Origin of the sequence: Streptomyces sp. NPDC047043 (assembly GCF_040644055.1) — a bacterium.
Lineage (GTDB): Bacteria > Actinomycetota > Actinomycetes > Streptomycetales > Streptomycetaceae > Streptomyces.
The window spans coordinates 70,986-89,460 of sequence record NZ_JBEYVO010000012.1 but is presented as its reverse complement, the minus strand read 5'-3'; the positions used below and the strand labels follow the sequence as shown (position 1 = coordinate 89,460).

Sequence of the window (18,475 nt, the reverse complement as noted above, 5' to 3'; positions counted from 1 at the left end):
CTCGGTCCGCCTTCCTGTGCGGGGAAGACGGAAGTCTCTGGTTCAATTGTGGACTAGACCACTATGCGTGTCCATGCGTTGGAGCCTGTTCGTTGTTGTGATTTCTCGGACGGTCTCCAACTGTTCGGACGCCCTAGCATCCACCACGCAGCCTAACCCGTGTGGGTTCATGTGCGGGGCCAGATGGCCATGGCAATTTCCGCGAGCGCCTCCAACTCCGCGCGGCTCGCCCCGTCGCGTGCCTGTTGGGACATGCCCTGGATGATCGCTCCGGTGTGCCGGGCGAGCGCGGCGGCGTCGGTCCCGGCCGGCAGCTCCCCCGATGCGATGTCTGCCCTGATACGGCTCTCGAAGGCGGCGATGTTGGCGTTGCGGCGCTCGCGCAGGGACTTCTCGACCTCGGGGCTCGTGCAGTTCGTGGCCGCATGGATGACGAGGCAGCCGTGCGGGCGGCCGGGGGCCGTGTACTCGGCGGCGGCCTCCCGCAGCATCCGCGCCACGGCCGCCCGGGCGGTGGGCTCCTCGGCGAGGGCGCGGTCGCCGAAGGAGCCGTAGCGCGCGCCGTACACGGTCACGACCTCATCGAACAGCGCCCGCTTGTCACCGAAGGCCGCGTACAGGCTCGGCGCCCCGATGCCCATGACCCGCGTGAGGTCGGAGACGGAGGTCGCCTCGTACCCGTGCTCCCAGAACGCCATGACCGCCTTCTCGAGCGCGGTCTCGCGGTCGAAGGAACGGGGGCGGCCGCGCGGCCTGGAGGCCGGTGCGGCCTTGGTCTTCGTGTCCTCGCTGCCCACCATGGAGTGAATTGTATAGGGGGCGCTAGAGAAATGTCGGCGGGCTGCTGTACGGTCTTTTTGTAGCGACCGCTAGGGAATTACGAAGGGGGCACCGGCATGGGCGTGCTTGCGGGCAGGACGGCACTCGTCACGGGGGCGAGCAGGGGCATCGGGCGGGGGATCGCCGAGCGGCTGGGGCGCGACGGGGCGCGAGTCGCGGTGCACTACGGCGTCAACGAGGCGGCGGCGAAGGAGACGGTGGCCGCGATCGAGTCGGCGGGCGGTTCGGCGTTCGCGATCGGGGCGGAGCTGGGGCGGCCGGGGGACGCGGAAGCGCTGTGGGCGGAGTTCGACCGGTACGCGGACGGGCTGGACATCCTGGTGAACAACGCCGCGGTCGGGAAAACGCGACGGATCGACGAGATCGGGGAGCAGGAGTACGACAGGGCCTTCGCCGTGAATGTGAAGGCACCGTTCTTCATCGTCCGGCAGGGCATCGCGCGGCTGCGCGACGGGGGCCGGGTCGTCAACATCTCGTCGGGCCTGGCCCGGACGGCCGCGATGCCGGACAACGTGGCGTACGCGATGACCAAGGGCGCGCTCGACGTCTTCTCCCGCGACCTGTCCAAGGTGCTGGGCCCCCGGGGCATCACGGTGAACTCGGTCGCGCCGGGAATCATCGACACGGACAACACGTACGAACTGCTGCACGGCACTGCGGGCGGGTGGGAGCAGGCAGCCGCGATATCGGCGCTGGGCAGGGTGGGCGAGACGGCCGATGTCGCGGATGTGGTGGCGTTCCTGGCCTCCGACGCGGGGCGGTGGGTCACGGGGAGCTGGGTGGATGTGACGGGGGGTTCGCTGACGTGAGCGCCGAGGAAGCAGGTGCCGAGTCCGCGCCTGCTGCGCTCAGCGCGTCTCCGTCACCTTCGCCAACGCCCGCGGGGCGTCCGGGTCCTGGCCTCGGGCGATGGTGATCTCGTGAGCCAGGAGCTGCAGCGGAATGATCTCCAGGATGGGCTGGACCTCCTCGGCCACTCCCTCGGTGGGCAGGACGAAGCCGGCCGAGGCCTGTTCGACCTGGTGCGCGGGGCCGACGACGAACAGGTCGGCGCCGCGGCCGCGCAGCCGGTCGAGGACGGGCTGGAGGGCCTCGCCGCCCTTGCCGTCGGTGACGACCGCGATGACCGGGGAGACGTTGTCGACCATGGCGAGCGGGCCGTGCAGGAGGTCGGCGCCGGAGTAGGAGAGGGCGGGGATGTAGCTGGTCTCCATCAGCTTGAGGGCGGCCTCCTTGGCCGTGGGGTAGCCGTAGCCGCGGGAGGTGATGACCATGCGTTCGGCGAAGCGGTAGCGGGCGGCGAGGGCGCGGATCTCGTCCTGCCGGCCGAGGAGTTGCTCGGCGAGATGAGGGAGCACCTTCGCGGGGGTGCCGTCGCCGCCGTGCAGACCTTCGACGAAGAGGTACAGCGCGAGGAGGGAGGCCGTGTAGGTCTTGGTCGCGGGGAGGGCCTTCTCGGGTCCGGCCATGATGTCGACGTGGTACTCGGAGACGCCGGCCAGCGGTGAGCCGGGGTTGTTCGTGACGGCGAGGGTGATCGCGCCGGCCTCGCGGGCGGCCCGGGTCGAGGCCACCAGGTCCGGGGAGCCGCCGGACTGGCTGACGGTGACGACGAGGACGTCGGCGAGGTCGGGGCGGGCACCGTACGCCGTGGTCGTGGACATCGAGGTCAGGCCGCAGGGCAGGCCGAGGCGGATCTCCAGGAGGTACTTGGCGTAGAGGGCGGCGTTGTCGGAGGTGCCGCGGGCGGTCAGGAGGACGAAACGGGGCCTGCGGGCGGCGATCTCCTGGGCCACCTGCCGGATGCCGGGGGCGCCCTCCTCCAGGATGCGGCGCAGTACGGCGGGCTGCTCGGCCATCTCGCGGGCCATGATCCGGCCCGGGACGTCGGTGCGGGGGTCCGGTGTCGCGGCGGTCATGGCGGGGTCCTTCCGGGTTCGGCTGCGGGGTGCTGCATGCGGCGGCGTCGCACCCATTCCACTCCCCCTTGGCGAATGGCGCCTGTCCTCCGCATGGAAAGACGATGACCCCGCTTCACCTGGGCCACAAGGGGCGACTCTGTTAGATTGGTCTAAACCACATAGCCCGTTCCGGGTGCCGGTTGACTCCCCTCTTCAGACCGTTTCTTCAGATCGGCAGGCCAGCGTGGAAGTTGTCATCGTTCCGGACGCCAAGTCGGGCGGCGAGCTCATCGCCGAGGCCATGGCGCAGCTCCTGCGGCGCAAGCCCGAGGCGCTGCTCGGTGTGGCCACCGGTTCCACCCCGCTGCCGATCTACCAGGCGCTGGCGGCGCAGGTGCACTCCGGTGCCGTGGACGCCTCGCGGGCGCGGATCGCGCAGCTCGACGAGTATGTGGGACTGCCGGCCGAGCATCCGGAGTCGTACCGTTCGGTGCTGCGGCGGGAGGTGCTGGAGCCGCTCGGGATCGGGATGGACGCGTTCATGGGGCCGGACGGGACGGCCGAGGACGTGCAGTTGGCGTGCGCCGCGTACGACGGGGCGTTGGCCGAGGCCGGTGGGGTGGACCTGCAGTTGCTCGGGATCGGGACCGACGGGCACATCGGGTTCAACGAGCCGTGCTCGTCGCTCGCCTCGCGGACTCGGATCAAGACGTTGACCGAGCAGACTCGGGTGGACAACGCGCGGTTCTTCGACGGGGACATTGCGCAGGTGCCGCATCATGTGATCACTCAGGGGATCGGGACGATTCTCGAGGCTCGGCATCTGGTGCTTCTCGCGACGGGCGAGGGCAAGGCGGATGCGGTTGCGGCGACTGTGGAGGGGCCGGTGGCGGCGGTGTGTCCTGCCTCGGCGTTGCAGTTGCACCCCCATGCGACGGTTGTCGTCGACGAGGGAGCTGCGTCCAAGCTGAAGTTGGCGGACTACTTCCGGCACACGTTTGCCAACAAGCCGGACTGGCAGGGGATTTAGCCGTTCGTCTGCCGGGTGCGGTTCGTTGCGGGGTGCGGGCCGTCCTGGGCTGGTCGCCCAGTTCCCCGCACCCCTTGACAACGCGAATGGCGCCGGCCCCTTGAGAGGGGCCGGCGCCATTCGCGTCGTAGGGAGCTACTCCCCCGCGATGACCTCTGCCGCAGCTCTGCCGCACACTCGGGCCGCCCCGTGGGTCGCGATGTGGAGGGCGCCGCGAGGGGGTGCCTGGGGCAGGCCCATTTCGACGACGATGGTGTCGGGATGGGTTTTGAGCACCGTGTCGAGGGCCGTTGTCATCCAGGGGTGGCGGTGTTCGTCGCGGACCACGGCCACGATGCGGCGGGGGCCGGCCGCCGCCAGGGCTGCCAGGCCTGCGGAGTCGCCGGCGAAGCTGCCCGTTTCGGTGCCGGGGAGGCGGCGGAAGAGTTCCGCTGCGACCCCCCAGGGGGTCTCGTCGCCGACCGCGATGTTGGCGACCGGGGTGAAGGCGGCGACGTAGGGCGCTTCGGTGAGCGGGGTGAAGGGCTCGGCCGCGGTCACCTTCAGGGCGCGGCGGGCCGCGCGCAGGCCGACCTCGGGGTCGGCCGTGAGTTCCGCGCCGGCCGCTGCTGCGGTTGCCGTCCAGCGGGCCAGTGACCGTACCCGTTCCGCTGCGTCGGCCAGACGTTCCTCGGGAAGGTCGCCGGTGCGGACCGCCGTGACCAGGGCGTCGCGCAGGCGGCGTACCGTCTCGTCGTCGGCAAGGCCGCCGCCCACGCAGATCGCGTCGGCGCCGGCGGCGATCGCGAGGACGCTGCCCCGTTCGATGCCGTACGTTGCGGCGATGGCCTGCATCTCCATGCCGTCGGTGACGATCAGGCCGTCGTAGCCGAGTTCGCCGCGCAGCAGGTCGGTGAGGATCGGGCGGGAGAGGGTCGCCGGGTGGTCCGGGTCCAGGGGCGGCACCAGGATGTGTGCGCTCATGATCGCCCGGGTGCCGGCGGCAATGGCCGCGCGGAACGGGGTCAGTTCGCGGGAGTGCAGGACCGACGCGTCCACGTCGATGCGCGGGAGCGCGTGGTGGGAGTCGACGGCCGTGTCGCCGTGGCCCGGGAAGTGCTTGGTGCAGGCGGCGACTCCGGCGGACTGCAGGCCGGTGACATAGGCGGCCGTGTGCCGGGCGACCAGTTCGGTGTCGGCGCCGAAGGAGCGGACACCGATCACGGGGTTCTCGGGGTTGGAGTTCACGTCGGCCGACGGGGCCCAGTTGAGGTTGACGCCGCAGGCGGCGAGACGGCGGCCGAGTTCCGCGGCCACGTCCCTCGTGAGGTCCACGTCGTCGACCGCGCCCAGCGCGTTGTTGCCGGGGAAGGAGGAGCCGGTGCGGACCTCGAGGCGGGTGACGTCGCCGCCCTCCTCGTCGATCGCGACCAGGACGTCGTCCCGCTCGGCGCGCAACTGCGCGGTCAGGGCGGCCAGTTGTTCGGGGGAGGCGATGTTGCGGCCGAAGAGGCCTACGGAGGCGAGGCCTTCACCGAGGCGGCGCAGCAGCCAGTCGGGGGCCGTCGTGCCGGTGAAGCCCGGCTGAAGGACCGTCAGGGCGTCGCGGGTCAGGGTGTCTGTACCGCTGGCGAATGTCGTCATCGGGTGGCGTTATCCCTTCACTGCGCCGGCGGTCAGGCCCGCGGCCATCTTGCGCTGGACGAGGAGGAACAGGACGACGATCGGCACGGCCATCATCGTGGCTCCGGCCATCATCGGGGCGTATTCGGTGCCGTGCTTGGTGGTGAAGTTGCCGAGCCACACGGTCGCGGTCTGGTTCTTCTGGCTGAGCAGCATCAGGGCGTAGAGGTACTCGTTCCACGCCTGGATGAAGCCGTAGACCGAGGTCGCGACCATGCCGGGGGCGAGAAGGGGGAAGACCACGCGGATGAAGGCGCCCGTGCGGGAGCAGCCGTCGACCATGGCCGCCTCCTCCAGCTCCTTCGGGATGTTGACGATGAAGCCGCGCAGCGTCCACACCGTGAAGGGGAGGATGAAGGTCAGGTACGTGATGATCAGGCCCGAGAGCTTGTCGTACTGCTCCAGGTCGTTCAGGAGCAGGAACACCGGGATGATCATGGCGACCAGCGGGACCATCTGGACGGCCAGGATGCCGACGATCACGATCTTGCGGCCGCGGAAGGCGAACCGGGAGATGGCGAGCGCGGCCAGCATGCCGACGACGACGCCGATCGCCACGACCGACAGGGAGACGATCAGGCTGCGGCCGACCGGTCCCCAGAAGTCCGCGATCGCCAGCGCCCGGCGGAAGTTGTCGAGCGTGAAGCCGGTCGGGAACAGGCTCGGGTCCGGGTCGATGGTGTCCTTGGCCGGCTTGATGGCCGTGTTGAGCATCCAGTAGACGGGGAAGCCGGCGGTCAGGAAGACCAGGAGGCCGAGGAGGTTCCAGCCGAGCTTGGACCTGCGGGGCCGGCCGGTGGCGGTCGCGGGCCGCCCGGTGGTGATCGCGCTCATTCGACCTCTCCGATCTTCAGCATCTGGCGCATGTACACGGCGACCACGCCGAGCAGCAGCACCACGGTGATCAGGGCGATCGCCGAGCCCTGCGCATAGTCGTTGACCACGAAGGCACGGTCGTAGGAGTAGGTGGTCAGCAGCTGGAACTCCGCCTCCGGGTGGCCGTTTCGCATCACGAAGACCTGCGGGAAGACGCCCATGTCCCAGATGACCGACAGGGTCGTGAGCATCACGATGATCGGCTTGAGGATGGGCAGGGTGACGTAACGGAAGACACCCCAGGAGCCCGCGCCGTCCAGCCGTGCGGCTTCCTCGAGTTCGGCCGGGACCTGGGTGAGACCGGCGCTGAGCGTGATGACCACGAAGGGGACGGCTCCCCAGACCACCAGCAGCATGATGACGGCGAGGCCCTGCGGGCCGCTGGCGAACCAGTTGTGGCCGATCATCTCCACGCCCGGCAGCTTGCTGAGCAGCGCGTTGAGGATGCCGTAGTCGGCGTCGAACAGCCACTTGAAGACCGTGGTGGCGACGATGATGGGCATGCCCCAGCTGGCCACCAGCACGATGTTGACCATCGTCTTCACCCAGCCGGAGACCCGCTGCAGGAGCAGCGCGATCAGCATGCCCAGGACCATCGTGAAGATGACCGCACCGGCCGCGAAGAGGATCGTCCGGACCACGACCTGCCAGAACTCGCCGTCGCCCAGCACTCCGGTGAAGTTGTCCAGGCCGACCCACTCGGCCGGCTGGAAGCCCCACAGCTGGGACTGCCCGAACTTCTGGAAGGAGAGGGTGACCAGGCGGACCAGCGGATAGCCCATCACCAGTGCGAGGATCAGCAGACAGGGCGCGAGCAGCAGCCACGGCGTGGCTTCGCCGCCCGAAGTCCGGTCTCTGCGTGGGTGCTTGGCGACCGGCGGTGGTGGCGGCGCCTGCCGCGGCGGCGGCACCTTGGCAGGGGTGGTGGTGTCTGCGGCACTCATGGCGCGCTCCTCAGCGGTCCCTCAGGTCGTACGAAAGCGGAGCCCGTACCACCGCACGGGCCGAACCCCGCGCAGTCGTACGAGAAGCAGGGCCCTGTCGGTGCAACAGAGCCCTGCCCTCAGGTCACTTGGTGTTGATGACCTTGTCGATCGCGGCGTCCGCTTCCTTCGCGGCGGCCTCGACCGACTTCTTGCCGGTGCCGATGTCCTGCAGCATGGTCTGCAGGACCTGGGCCTTCTCGACCTGGCCCCAGCCGGGCGCCATCGGGACGAACCAGTTGGACTCGGCCGCGGTGGCCGGGACCGCCGTCGCGGGGTCGTTCTTCAGGGTCGCGAGGTCGGTCTTGTTGTTGGGCAGGTTGCCCTTGGCCATCAGGCCCTTCTGGCCGGAGGGGCCGGTGAACGCGTTGATCCACTCGGCGGCGACGGCCTGCGCCTTGGACTTGACCGGGATGGCGAGGTCCGAACCGCCCAGGAAGACGGGCATGTTCTTGCCGGACGGACCCGGCATCACGAAGTTCTCGAGGTTGTTCTTGAGCTTGCCGGTCTTGTCGTTCTTCGGGTCGGCGGAGGTCGCGCCCTCCCAGGCGGCACCGAAGATCATGCCGGACTTGCCCTGGCCGTAGACGATGTAACGGTCGGACTCGTCCTTGGTCTTGTCGCCGTGCATGTACTTGTCGATGACGTTCTTGAACTCGGTCAGGCCCTTGATGGACTCGGGCGAGGAGAGGTTCGCCTTCCACTGGCCGCCCGACTCCTTGGCGATGGAGCCGCCGGCGTCGTAGACGAAGGACATGGCCGCGTACCAGTCGCGGGTGGGCTGGTACCAGGCGGAGAACTTGTCGCCCTCCTTCTTCTGCACCTTGTCGAGGGCGGCGGTGAGTTCGGCGTACGTCTTCGGCGGGGTCTTCACGCCGACGGAGGCGAAGAGGTCCTTGCGCCAGTTGGCGACACGGCCGCCCGCGTAGTACGGGACGCCGTAGGTCTTGCCCTGGTAGCTCACGGAGGCCTTGAGGCCGTCGAGCCAGGCGGAGGAGCCCGTGAACTTCGAGGCGTCGACGGGTGCGAAGGCGCCCTTGACCATGTAGCTCAGCATCTCGGTGTTGCCCATCTCGACCACGTCGGGGGCCTTGTCGGTGGCGAGCACCGCGTCGAGCTTGGTGTTCTTGTCCGGCCAGCCGTAGTACTCGTGGTTGATCTTGATGCCGGGGTGCTTCTTCTGAACCGCCGCGTCGGCCGCCTTCACCAGGTTCGGCCAGTTGTTCTGAGCGTCGACGGTGAGCCAGACGGTCAGCTCCTTGGCGTCCGCGCCGCTGTTCGAAGAGCCGTTGTCGTCGTTGCCGCCACACGCCGCGATGGAGACCACCATGCCCGCGATACCGATCGCGGCTATCAGCTTGCGCTTCACGCCACCCTCCTCAGGGATGCCCACACCTCCCCGCCCATACGCCGGGACCTGAACCAATGGTGTAGACCAGTACCGGGAGCTTGGACCAGACCAGGAAGCCTGTCAAGAGTGCTCGAAAAGGCTCTGACCAGCCGTTATACGAGCTACATATGCAGGAACCTTTAAGTAAGAAGCCAGCGAAAACAGCGGCGCCGGAGTACTCTCGTCCGCTAGACCACTTGGCTCCCCGTGGACTAGACCAAAACAGCTGGCGACGGTATACAGAAGGGATCACGAAGTGACCCGCATCCGGAGCCGGGAAGGCAGAGCATGAGCACCGACGTCAGCAGTGCGGAGAACGAGGGTGGGGCGAGTGTCCGTACCGCGCGCGTGCCCAAGTACTACCGCCTGAAGAAGCACCTGCTCGACATGACGGAGACACAGTCGCCCGGCACACCGGTCCCGCCCGAGCGCACCCTCGCCGCCGAGTTCGACACCTCGCGCACGACCGTGCGACAGGCCCTTCAGGAGCTGGTCGTCGAGGGCCGTCTGGAACGCATCCAGGGCAAGGGCACCTTCGTCGCCAAGCCGAAGGTCTCGCAGGCGCTCCAACTCACCTCGTACACCGAGGACATGCGCGCCCAGGGCCTGGAGCCGACCTCGCAGCTGCTGGACATCGGCTACATCACCGCCGACGACCGCCTCGCCGAGCTCCTCGACATCACGGCCGGCGGCCGGGTGCTGCGCATCGAGCGCCTGCGCATGGCCAACGCCGAGCCGATGGCCATCGAGACCACGCACCTGAGCGCGAAGCGCTTCCCGGCGCTCAGGCGCAGCCTCGTGAAGTACACGTCCCTCTACACCGCCCTCGCCGAGGTCTACGACGTCCATCTCGCCGAGGCCGAGGAGACCATCGAGACCTCGCTGGCCACCCCGCGCGAGGCGGGCCTGCTCAGCACCGACGTGGGCCTGCCGATGCTGATGCTCTCCCGCCACTCGCTGGACCGGGAGGGGCAGCCGGTGGAGTGGGTGCGGTCCGTCTACCGCGGGGACCGCTACAAGTTCGTCGCGCGTCTGAAGCGCCCTCAGGAGTAGGGCACCACAAGGACCTCCCCGCAGTACTGCACGCGGTGTAGCGCAACTGCCGCTCCTGTTCTACGGTCCTCCCGTCGCCGCATGGACGGGAGGACATCCCAGTGCGTACCGCGAACGTCCGCTCCATCGCCATCTGGACCCTTGTCGCGCTGGTCGGTGCGGCAGGCTGGTCCGTGCTCGCACTCTCCCGGGGAGAGGACGTGTCGGCCGCCTGGATGGTCGCCGCCGCCCTCGGCTCGTACGCCATCGCCTATCGCTTCTACGCGAAGTTCATCGCGTACAAGGTGCTGAAGGTCGACAAGACCCGGGCCACTCCGGCCGAACGCCTCAACAACGGCATCGACTTCCACCCCACCGACCGCCGCGTGCTGCTCGGCCATCACTTCGCGGCGATCGCCGGCGCCGGGCCCCTGGTCGGGCCGGTGCTGGCCGCGCAGATGGGCTATCTGCCCGGCACCGTCTGGATCATCGCCGGCGTGGTGTTCGCGGGCGCGGTCCAGGACATGGTGGTGCTGTTCTTCTCCACGCGCAGGGACGGGCGTTCGCTCGGCCAGATGGCGCGCGAGGAGATCGGCCCCTTCGGCGGCGCGGCCGCGCTGATCGCCGCCTTCGCCATCATGATCATCCTGCTCGGGGTGCTGGCCCTGGTCATCGTCAACGCCCTGGCCGCCTCGCCCTGGGGCACCTTCTCCATCGCGATGACGATCCCGATCGCCCTGCTGATGGGCTTCTATCTGCGGGTACTTCGCCCCGGCCGGGTCGCCGAGGTCTCGCTGATCGGTGTGGCGCTGCTGCTGCTCGCGCTGGTCGCGGGGCGCTGGGTCGCCGAGTCCTCGTGGGCCGACGCCTTCACGCTCGCGCCCTCGACGCTGGTCGTCTGGCTGGTGGCGTACGGCTTCATCGCCTCGATCCTGCCGGTGTGGATGCTGCTCGCCCCCCGCGACTACCTCTCCACCTTCATGAAGATCGGCACGATCGTGCTGCTTGCGCTGGGCGTGGTCATCGCCCTGCCGACCCTGAAGATGGACGCGGTGACCGACTTCGCCTCGCGCGGCGACGGCCCGGTCTTCGCGGGCTCGCTCTTCCCCTTCGTCTTCATCACCATCGCCTGCGGGGCGCTGTCCGGCTTCCACTCGCTCATATCGAGCGGTACGACGCCGAAGATGATCCAGAAGGAGACGCAGGTCCGGATGATCGGCTACGGCTCCATGCTGATGGAGTCGTCGGTCGCGATCATGGCGCTGGTCGCGGCGAGCATCATCGACCCGGGGCTGTACTTCGCGATGAACGCACCGGCGGGCGTCATCGGCACCACGGTGCAGAACGCCTCGCAGGTGGTGACCGGTTGGGGCTACCAGATCTCCCCCGCCGACCTCGCCCGGGCCGCGCAGCGCGTCGAGGAGGCGACCCTGCTCTCCCGCACCGGCGGCGCGCCCACGCTCGCCATCGGTGTCTCGGAGATCTTCTCCAAGGTGACCGGCGGAGGGCTGCGGGCCTTCTGGTACCACTTCGCGATCATGTTCGAGGCGCTGTTCATCCTGACCGCGCTGGACGCCGGTACGCGGGTGGGCCGGTTCATGCTGCAGGACATGCTGGGCAACGTCATCAGGCCGTTCAAGAACATCAGTTGGAAGCCGGGCCTGGTCATCACCAGCGGGATCGTGTGCGCGCTGTGGGGGTACTTCCTCTGGGTGGGCGTGCACGAGCCCCTCGGCGGCATCAACCAGCTGTTCCCGATCTTCGGCATCTCCAACCAACTGCTGGCCGCGGTCGCCCTGGCCGTCTGCACGACGCTGCTGGTGAAGTCCGGGCGCCTCAAGTGGGCCTGGATCACCGGGATTCCGCTCGCCTGGGACGCGACGGTCACCCTCACGGCGAGCTGGCAGAAGGTGTTCTCCAGCGACCCGAAGGTCGGCTTCTTCAAGCAGCGGTCGGTCTTCCAGGACGCCATCGACGCCGGGAAGGTGCTGCCGCCCGCCAAGAACATGGGCGACATGCGCACCGTGGTCACCAACTCCACGGTGGACGGAGTCCTTTCGGCCGTGCTGGCCCTTCTGATCGTCGTGGTCATCGCGGACGCGTTGCGCGTCTGCGTCCGGCACATACGCCGGCCCGCGCTGTCCACGCTCAGCGAGTCGCCGTACGTCGAGTCGACGATCACCGCTCCGGCCGGGCTGATCCCGACCCGGGAGGAGAAGGAGGAGGCGCGCGATGCGGTCGGCGCTGGTACGGGCGGCTAGAAGTGTGCGCTGGTACGTCCGGGAGCTGACCGACGAGTCGGCGTACGACCGGTACGTGGCGCATGTGCGGAAGGACCACCCACAGGCCGAGGTGCCGTCCCGGCGCGATTTCGAGCGGATGCGGACGGACCGTCAGGAGGAGGACCCGAGGCAGGGTTTCCGCTGCTGCTGACGCGTGCCTTTGACACCGATGTCGGGCCTTCACGGAATCGACATGCCGATATGCGGACGAGCCCTTCCGCTCCCGTGACACGGTGACCTAGATTGCCTGCGCGTTACACAGGTGATCACAGGTGATCGTGAGGGGACGGAGCCGTCGTATGTCAGATGCGCCTGAAGTGAGACCTCCGGTGGTGACACCGGTCCGCGTGGTCATCGCCCTCTGCCTCGTGGCGCCGTTCGTGGCGATGCTGTGGGTCGGCTCCTACGCCAGGACGGACCCTGCGTTCATCGGCATCCCGTTCTTCTACTGGTACCAGATGCTGTGGGTGCTGATCTCCACGGCGCTGACGATGACGGCGTACCAGCTGTGGCAGCGTGACCAGCGGGCACGCCGGGGAGGCACCAAGTGAAGGACGGCGTGAACGGCGTCGCGCTCGGCGTCTTCATCTTCTTCTTCGTGGCCGTCACGGCCATGGGCTTCCTGGCCGCGCGCTGGCGCAGGGCCGAGAACGAGCAGAGCCTGGACGAATGGGGCCTGGGCGGACGGTCGTTCGGCACCTGGATCACCTGGTTCCTGCTCGGCGGCGACCTCTACACGGCGTACACCTTCGTCGCCGTGCCGGCGGCGATCTACGCGGCGGGCGCGGCCGGCTTCTTCGCGGTGCCGTACACCATCCTGGTGTACCCGCTGATCTTCACCTTCCTGCCGCGGCTGTGGTCGGTCTCGCACCGCCACGGATACGTGACGACGTCCGACTTCGTGCGCGGACGCTTCGGCTCGAAGGGGCTGTCGCTGGCGGTCGCGCTCACCGGCATCCTCGCGACGATGCCGTACATCGCGCTCCAACTCGTCGGCATCCAGGCCGTGCTGGACGTGATGGGCGTCGGCGGCAGTGCGAACTCCAACTGGTTCGTGAAGGACCTGCCGCTGCTGATCGCCTTCGGCGTGCTGGCGGCGTACACGTACTCGTCGGGTCTGCGCGCCCCCGCCCTGATCGCGTTCGTGAAGGACACGCTGATCTACATCGTCATCGCGGTGGCGATCATCTACATCCCGATCAAGCTCGGCGGCTTCGACGACATCTTCGCCAAGGCGGGCGAGGCGTTCAGCGCGACCAACCCGGTGACCGGCAAGCCGCGCGGGGCACTGGCCCCGGCCGAGGCGACCCAATGGACCTACGCCACGCTGGCGTTGGGCTCAGCGCTCGCGCTGTTCATGTACCCGCACTCGATCACCGCGACGCTGTCCTCGAAGAGCCGTGACGTGATCCGCCGCAACACCACGATCCTGCCGCTGTACTCGCTGATGCTGGGCCTGCTCGCCCTGCTGGGCTTCATGGCGATCGCGGCCGGAGTCAAGGTCACCAACGGGCAGTTGGCGATCCCGCAGCTGTTCGAGAACATGTTCCCGAGCTGGTTCGCGGGCGTGGCCTTCGCGGCGATCGGCATCGGGGCGCTCGTCCCGGCGGCGATCATGTCGATCGCGGCCGCGAACCTCTTCACCCGCAACATCTACAAGGACTTCATCAAGCCGGACGCGACGCCGGAGCAGGAGACCAAGGTCTCCAAGCTGGTCTCGCTGCTGGTGAAGGTGGGCGCGCTGGTCTTCGTCCTGACGATGGACAAGACGGTGGCGATCAACTTCCAGCTGCTGGGCGGCATCTGGATCCTGCAGACGTTCCCGGCCCTGGTCGGCGGCCTGTTCACCCGCTGGTTCCACCGCTGGGCCCTGCTCGCGGGCTGGGCGGTCGGCATGGTCTACGGCACCCTCGCCGCGTACGGCGTCGCCTCCCCGACCAACCCGAGCCAGAAGCACTTCGGCGGCTCCAACGCGAACATTCCGGGCCTCGGCGAGATGGGCTACATCGGCCTGACGGCGTTCGTCCTGAACGTTGTCGTGACGGTCGTCCTGACCTTCGTACTGAAGGCGCTGAAGGCACCGGAGGGCGTGGACGAGACGAAGCCGGAGGACTACACGGCGGACGCGGGAGACCCCGGGGTGCAGGCGGAACTGCCGCCGGCGACCGCTGGCGCCTCTCACTAGCAGTCGCGGTGATCAGCGGGCCGCCGGGGAAATCCGGCGGCCCGTTGTCGTACCCGTCCGGCAGACTCGAGCCCATGGACATCGTGATCCGTCGGGTGGCACCCGGCGAGTACGAGGCGCTCGGTGAGATCACCGCCCGGGCCTACCTCCAGGACGGCCTCCTCACCTTCGGCGAGAGCGACTGGTATCTGGCCGAGTTGAGGGACGTCGCCAAGCGGGCGGCCGCGGCCGACGTACTCGTGGCCACACAGGGCGGCCAACTCCTCGGCGGCGTCACCTACGTCCCCTCCGGCGGCCCCATGGCGGACCTCGCGCGCCCCGGGGAGGCCGAGATACGGATGCTCGCAGTCGACCGGGCAGCCCGCGGCAGGGGCGCCGGAGAGGCCCTCGTCCGCGCCTGTGTCGACCGGGCCAGGGCCACGGACGGCTGCACCGGCATCGTCCTGTCCACCCAGCCGATCATGCACGCCGCCCACCGCATCTACGAACGCGCCGGTTTCGTCCGCGCCCCCGGGCGCGACTGGAAGCCGATGCCGGGCGTCGACTTCACGCTGATCACCTATGAGTTGACGCTCTGACACGCTCCGAAGTCGGCGGCGACACAACATATGGGGGCGCCACCCCCACCCGACACAAGATGTATGCTCATGCTCGCTGTCGCCGCAGGGGAATCCGGTGCGAATCCGGAACTGTCCCGCAACGGTGTACTCATGCGTGTTCGCACACGTACGAGCGTCAGTCCGAGGACCTGCCGACAGTGCACCCGGCCGCCGTGGCCCGGGTGCTGAGACGTCCGGGCCTCGTGGAGTGGGCCGGTGGACGCGACGCCGTGCGCGCTCGTGTGCTGCCCCCTGCCCTCCCTCAGGCCCACTGCCGAGCGAGGGAGAGCCCCACGTGACCATCGCGCCAGCCGAACCGGCTTCAGCGACCACGACCGCCCCTGTGGACGAAGACGGTCCCGGTACCGCGCTGCTGCGGACCCTGACCGAGCTGACCGCCGACCTCCCCGACGCCGACCCCGGCCGGGTCGCCGCGGCAGCGCTGCGCGGCCGGTCCGCGCACGCCGACGAGGCGGAGTTGCGCGAACTGGCCACCGAAGCGGCCGCGGGCCTCATCTCCGAGGACCCCGCGTACAGCAGGCTGGCCGCCCGGCTCCTCACCATCGGCATCGCCGCCGAGGCCGCCTCCCAGGGCGTCACGTCGTTCACGGAGTCCATCGCCGTCGGCCTTCGCGAGGGCCTCATCGCCGACCGCACCGCGGAGTTCGTCCGCGTGCACGCCGACCGCCTCGACGCCCTCGTCGATCCCCGGGCCGACGACCGCTTCGGCTACTTCGGCCTGCGCACCCTCCACAGCCGCTACCTCCTGCGGCACCCGATCACCCGCAAGGTCATCGAGACGCCCCAGCACTTCATGCTCCGGGTCGCGAGCGGCCTCGCCGAGGACACTGCGCTCGATTCCGGGACGGGCACCCGCGCGGTGGACGAAGTCGCCGCGCTCTACGGCCTGATGAGCCGCCTCGACTACCTCCCCTCCTCCCCCACCCTCTTCAACTCCGGCACCCGGCACCCCCAGATGTCGTCCTGCTACCTCCTCGACTCCCCGCTGGACGAGTTGGACTCCATCTACGACCGCTACCACCAGGTCGCCCGTCTCTCGAAGCACGCCGGCGGCATCGGCATCGCCTACTCCCGTATCCGCAGCCGCGGTTCGCTGATCCGCGGCACCAACGGGCACTCCAACGGCATCGTCCCGTTCCTGAAGACGCTCGACGCCTCGGTGGCCGCCGTGAACCAGGGCGGCCGGCGCAAGGGTGCCGCCGCCGTCTACCTGGAGACCTGGCACTCCGACATCGAGGAGTTCCTCGAGCTGCGCGACAACACGGGTGAGGACGCCCGCCGTACGCACAACCTGAACCTCGCGCACTGGATCCCGGACGAGTTCATGCGCCGGGTGAACGCCGACGAGCTGTGGTCGCTCTTCTCCCCCGCCGACGTACCGGAGTTGGTTGACCTGTGGGGTGAGGAGTTCGACGCGGCCTACCGGAAGGCCGAGGCCGAGGGTCTCGCGCGCAAGGCCATCCCCGCCCGCGATCTCTACGGCCGCATGATGCGCACCCTCGCGCAGACCGGCAACGGCTGGATGACCTTCAAGGACGCGGCCAACCGCACCGCCAACCAGACCGCCGAGCCGGGCCATGTCGTCCACTCCTCCAACCTCTGCACGGAGATCCTGGAGGTCACGGACGACGGCGAGACGGCGGTCTGCAACCTGGGCTCGGTGAACCTGGGGGCGTTCGTCCACAACGGGGACCTGGACTGGGAGCGGCTGGACGAGACCGTCCGCACCGCCGTCACCTTCCTGGACCGTGTGGTGGACATCAACTTCTACCCGACCGAGCAGGCGGGCCGGTCGAACGCGCGCTGGCGCCCGGTCGGCCTGGGCGCGATGGGTCTGCAGGACGTCTTCTTCAAACTCCGCCTGCCCTTCGACTCCCCGGAGGCGGGGGCCCTCTCCACCCGTATCGCCGAGCGCATCATGCTCGCCGCCTACGAGGCCTCCGCCGACCTCGCCGAGCGCAACGGCCCGCTGCCGGCCTGGGAGAAGACGCGTGCCGCGCGGGGTGTGCTGCACCCCGACCACTACGGCGTGGAGCCGACCTGGCCGGAGCGCTGGGCGGCGCTCCGGGAACGTATCGCCGCGGTCGGCATGCGCAACTCACTGCTCCTGGCGATCGCTCCGACCGCCACCATCGCGTCGATCGCGGGTGTGTACGAGTGCATCGAGCCACAGGTGTCGAACCTGTTCAAGCGCGAGACGCTGTCCGGTGAATTCCTGCAGGTCAACTCGTACTTGGTGAAGGACCTCAAGGAACTCGGCGTCTGGGACGCCCGCACCCGCGAGGCGCTGCGCGAAGCGAGCGGCTCGGTGCAGGACTTCACCTGGATCCCGGCCGACGTACGGGCGCTGTACCGCACGGCGTGGGAGATCCCGCAGCGCGGCCTGATCGACATGGCGGCGGCCCGTACGCCGTACCTGGACCAGTCCCAGTCCCTCAATCTGTTCCTGGAGACGCCGACCATCGGCAAGCTCTCCTCGATGTACGCGTACGCCTGGAAGCAGGGCCTGAAGACGACGTACTACCTGCGTTCCCGCCCGGCGACGCGGATCGCCCGCGCGGCCCAGGCCACTGTCCCCGTGCAGCAAGCGGCCGAACCCGACGCCGTCGCCTGCTCCCTTGAAAACCCCGAGTCCTGCGAGGCCTGCCAGTAATGAGCTCCACCGAAAAGAACCTTCTCGACCCGGGCTTCGAGCTGACCCTCCGCCCCATGCGCTACCCCGACTTCTACGAGCGCTACCGGGACGCCATCAAGAACACCTGGACCGTGGAGGAGGTCGACCTCCATTCCGACGTCGCCGACCTCGCGAAGCTCACGCCCGCCGAGCAGCATCTGATCGGCCGTCTGGTGGCCTTCTTCGCGACGGGCGACTCGATCGTCGCGAACAACCTGGTCCTGACGCTGTACAAGCACATCAACTCCCCCGAGGCGCGGCTGTACTTGAGCCGCCAGCTGTTCGAGGAGGCAGTCCACGTCCAGTTCTACCTGACGCTCCTGGACACCTACCTCCCCGACCCGGAGGACCGCGCGGCGGCCTTCGCGGCGGTGGAGAACATCCCCTCCATCCGCGAGAAGGCCGGGTTCTGCTTCAAGTGGATGGACTCGGTGGAGAAGCTGGACCGCCTGGAGTCCAAGGCCGACCGCCGCCGCTTCCTGCTCAACCTGATCTGCTTCGCGGCCTGCATCGAGGGCCTGTTCTTCTACGGCGCCTTCGCATACGTCTACTGGTTCCGCAGCCGGGGTCTGCTGCACGGCCTGGCCACCGGCACCAACTGGGTGTTCCGGGACGAGACGATGCACATGTCCTTCGCCTTCGACGTGGTCGACACCGTCCGCAAGGAGGAGCCGGAGCTCTTCGACGACGCGCTGCAGCAGCAGGTGACGGACATGCTGCGCGAGGCCGTCGAGGCCGAGCTGCAGTTCGCCCGCGACCTGTGCGGTGACGGACTGCCCGGCATGAACACCGACTCGATGCGCCAGTACCTCGAGTGCGTCGCCGACCAGCGCCTCACCCGCCTCGGCTTCGCCCCGGTGTACGGCTCCGAAAACCCCTTCTCCTTCATGGAGTTGCAGGGCGTCCAGGAACTGACCAACTTCTTCGAGCGCCGCCCGTCGGCGTACCAGGTCGCGGTGGAGGGCACGGTCGACTTCGACGAGGACTTCTGACGGCCCCG

General features: G+C 68.8%; 16 protein-coding genes and 1 riboswitch. Of the genes, 10 read left to right on the top strand and 6 right to left on the bottom strand.

What is annotated here, in order from left to right; all coding sequences use genetic code 11:
* Positions 1 to 167: 167 nt before the first annotated feature.
* A complete protein-coding gene (locus tag ABZ880_RS20185; protein ID WP_361264507.1) occupies positions 168 to 800 on the bottom strand; it encodes a TetR/AcrR family transcriptional regulator in 633 nt (210 codons plus the stop codon).
* Between the two features lie 96 nt (positions 801 to 896).
* On the opposite strand from ABZ880_RS20185, the gene ABZ880_RS20180 reads away from it, so the two are divergent.
* Positions 897 to 1,649, top strand: a complete 753-nt coding sequence (locus ABZ880_RS20180; RefSeq protein WP_361264504.1) for an SDR family oxidoreductase — start codon at positions 897 to 899, stop codon at positions 1,647 to 1,649.
* A gap of 39 nt (positions 1,650 to 1,688) precedes the next feature.
* Here the strand turns inward: ABZ880_RS20180 and ABZ880_RS20175 are convergent, their stop codons facing one another.
* Positions 1,689 to 2,759: an SIS domain-containing protein gene (locus ABZ880_RS20175; protein ID WP_361264502.1), complete on the bottom strand. Its 1,071-nt coding sequence runs from the start codon at positions 2,757 to 2,759 to the stop codon at positions 1,689 to 1,691.
* Positions 2,760 to 2,985: 226 nt separating this feature from the next.
* Between ABZ880_RS20175 and nagB the strand changes: the two genes are divergently transcribed.
* Complete coding sequence (nagB, locus tag ABZ880_RS20170; protein ID WP_361264977.1) at positions 2,986 to 3,771, top strand: glucosamine-6-phosphate deaminase; 786 nt, start codon at positions 2,986 to 2,988, stop codon at positions 3,769 to 3,771.
* 135 nt (positions 3,772 to 3,906) lie between these two features.
* Here nagB and ABZ880_RS20165 read toward each other — a convergent pair whose 3' ends face one another.
* The 4 genes from ABZ880_RS20165 to ABZ880_RS20150 form a co-directional block, all read right to left on the bottom strand.
* Complete coding sequence (locus ABZ880_RS20165; RefSeq protein WP_361264500.1) at positions 3,907 to 5,394, bottom strand: glycoside hydrolase family 3 protein; 1,488 nt, start codon at positions 5,392 to 5,394, stop codon at positions 3,907 to 3,909.
* Positions 5,395 to 5,403: 9 nt separating this feature from the next.
* A complete protein-coding gene (locus tag ABZ880_RS20160; RefSeq protein WP_361264497.1) occupies positions 5,404 to 6,267 on the bottom strand; it encodes a carbohydrate ABC transporter permease in 864 nt (287 codons plus the stop codon).
* Positions 6,264 to 7,253, bottom strand: a complete 990-nt coding sequence (locus tag ABZ880_RS20155; protein ID WP_361264495.1) for a sugar ABC transporter permease — start codon at positions 7,251 to 7,253, stop codon at positions 6,264 to 6,266. The genes ABZ880_RS20160 and ABZ880_RS20155 overlap by 4 nt, the downstream gene beginning before the upstream one ends.
* Before the next feature lie 124 nt (positions 7,254 to 7,377).
* Positions 7,378 to 8,661 (bottom strand): extracellular solute-binding protein, encoded by a 1,284-nt coding sequence (locus ABZ880_RS20150; protein ID WP_361264492.1) that lies wholly within the window; start codon positions 8,659 to 8,661, stop codon positions 7,378 to 7,380.
* 309 nt (positions 8,662 to 8,970) lie between these two features.
* Here ABZ880_RS20150 and ABZ880_RS20145 point away from each other — a divergent pair, with 309 nt between their 5' ends.
* The 8 genes from ABZ880_RS20145 (at position 8,971) to ABZ880_RS20110 (ending at position 18,467) form a co-directional block, all read left to right on the top strand.
* Complete coding sequence (locus ABZ880_RS20145; RefSeq protein ID WP_361264490.1) at positions 8,971 to 9,735, top strand: GntR family transcriptional regulator; 765 nt, start codon at positions 8,971 to 8,973, stop codon at positions 9,733 to 9,735.
* A 101-nt stretch (positions 9,736 to 9,836) separates the two neighbouring features.
* The gene (locus ABZ880_RS20140) at positions 9,837 to 11,975 is read left to right on the top strand and encodes a carbon starvation CstA family protein (protein WP_361264487.1); all 2,139 of its coding nucleotides are present in this window, start codon (positions 9,837 to 9,839) and stop codon (positions 11,973 to 11,975) included.
* On the top strand, positions 11,947 to 12,147 hold the full coding sequence (locus tag ABZ880_RS20135) for a YbdD/YjiX family protein (protein WP_361264484.1): 201 nt from the start codon (positions 11,947 to 11,949) through the stop codon (positions 12,145 to 12,147). Before ABZ880_RS20140 ends, ABZ880_RS20135 begins: the two co-directional genes overlap by 29 nt.
* Before the next feature lie 148 nt (positions 12,148 to 12,295).
* Positions 12,296 to 12,547 (top strand): DUF3311 domain-containing protein, encoded by a 252-nt coding sequence (locus ABZ880_RS20130; RefSeq protein WP_361264481.1) that lies wholly within the window; start codon positions 12,296 to 12,298, stop codon positions 12,545 to 12,547.
* Complete coding sequence (gene mctP / locus ABZ880_RS20125; protein WP_361264478.1) at positions 12,544 to 14,181, top strand: monocarboxylate uptake permease MctP; 1,638 nt, start codon at positions 12,544 to 12,546, stop codon at positions 14,179 to 14,181. The genes ABZ880_RS20130 and mctP overlap by 4 nt, the downstream gene beginning before the upstream one ends.
* Positions 14,182 to 14,255: 74 nt before the next feature.
* On the top strand, positions 14,256 to 14,759 hold the full coding sequence (locus tag ABZ880_RS20120; protein WP_361264476.1) for a GNAT family N-acetyltransferase: 504 nt from the start codon (positions 14,256 to 14,258) through the stop codon (positions 14,757 to 14,759).
* Between the two features lie 56 nt (positions 14,760 to 14,815).
* Positions 14,816 to 14,952: riboswitch (cobalamin riboswitch) on the top strand.
* 123 nt (positions 14,953 to 15,075) lie between these two features.
* Positions 15,076 to 17,454 (top strand): ribonucleoside-diphosphate reductase subunit alpha, encoded by a 2,379-nt coding sequence (locus ABZ880_RS20115; protein ID WP_361264473.1) that lies wholly within the window; start codon positions 15,076 to 15,078, stop codon positions 17,452 to 17,454.
* Positions 17,454 to 18,467, top strand: coding sequence for a ribonucleotide-diphosphate reductase subunit beta (locus ABZ880_RS20110; RefSeq protein WP_361264470.1), 1,014 nt, complete (start codon positions 17,454 to 17,456; stop codon positions 18,465 to 18,467). Before ABZ880_RS20115 ends, ABZ880_RS20110 begins: the two co-directional genes overlap by 1 nt.
* Positions 18,468 to 18,475 lie beyond the last annotated feature (8 nt).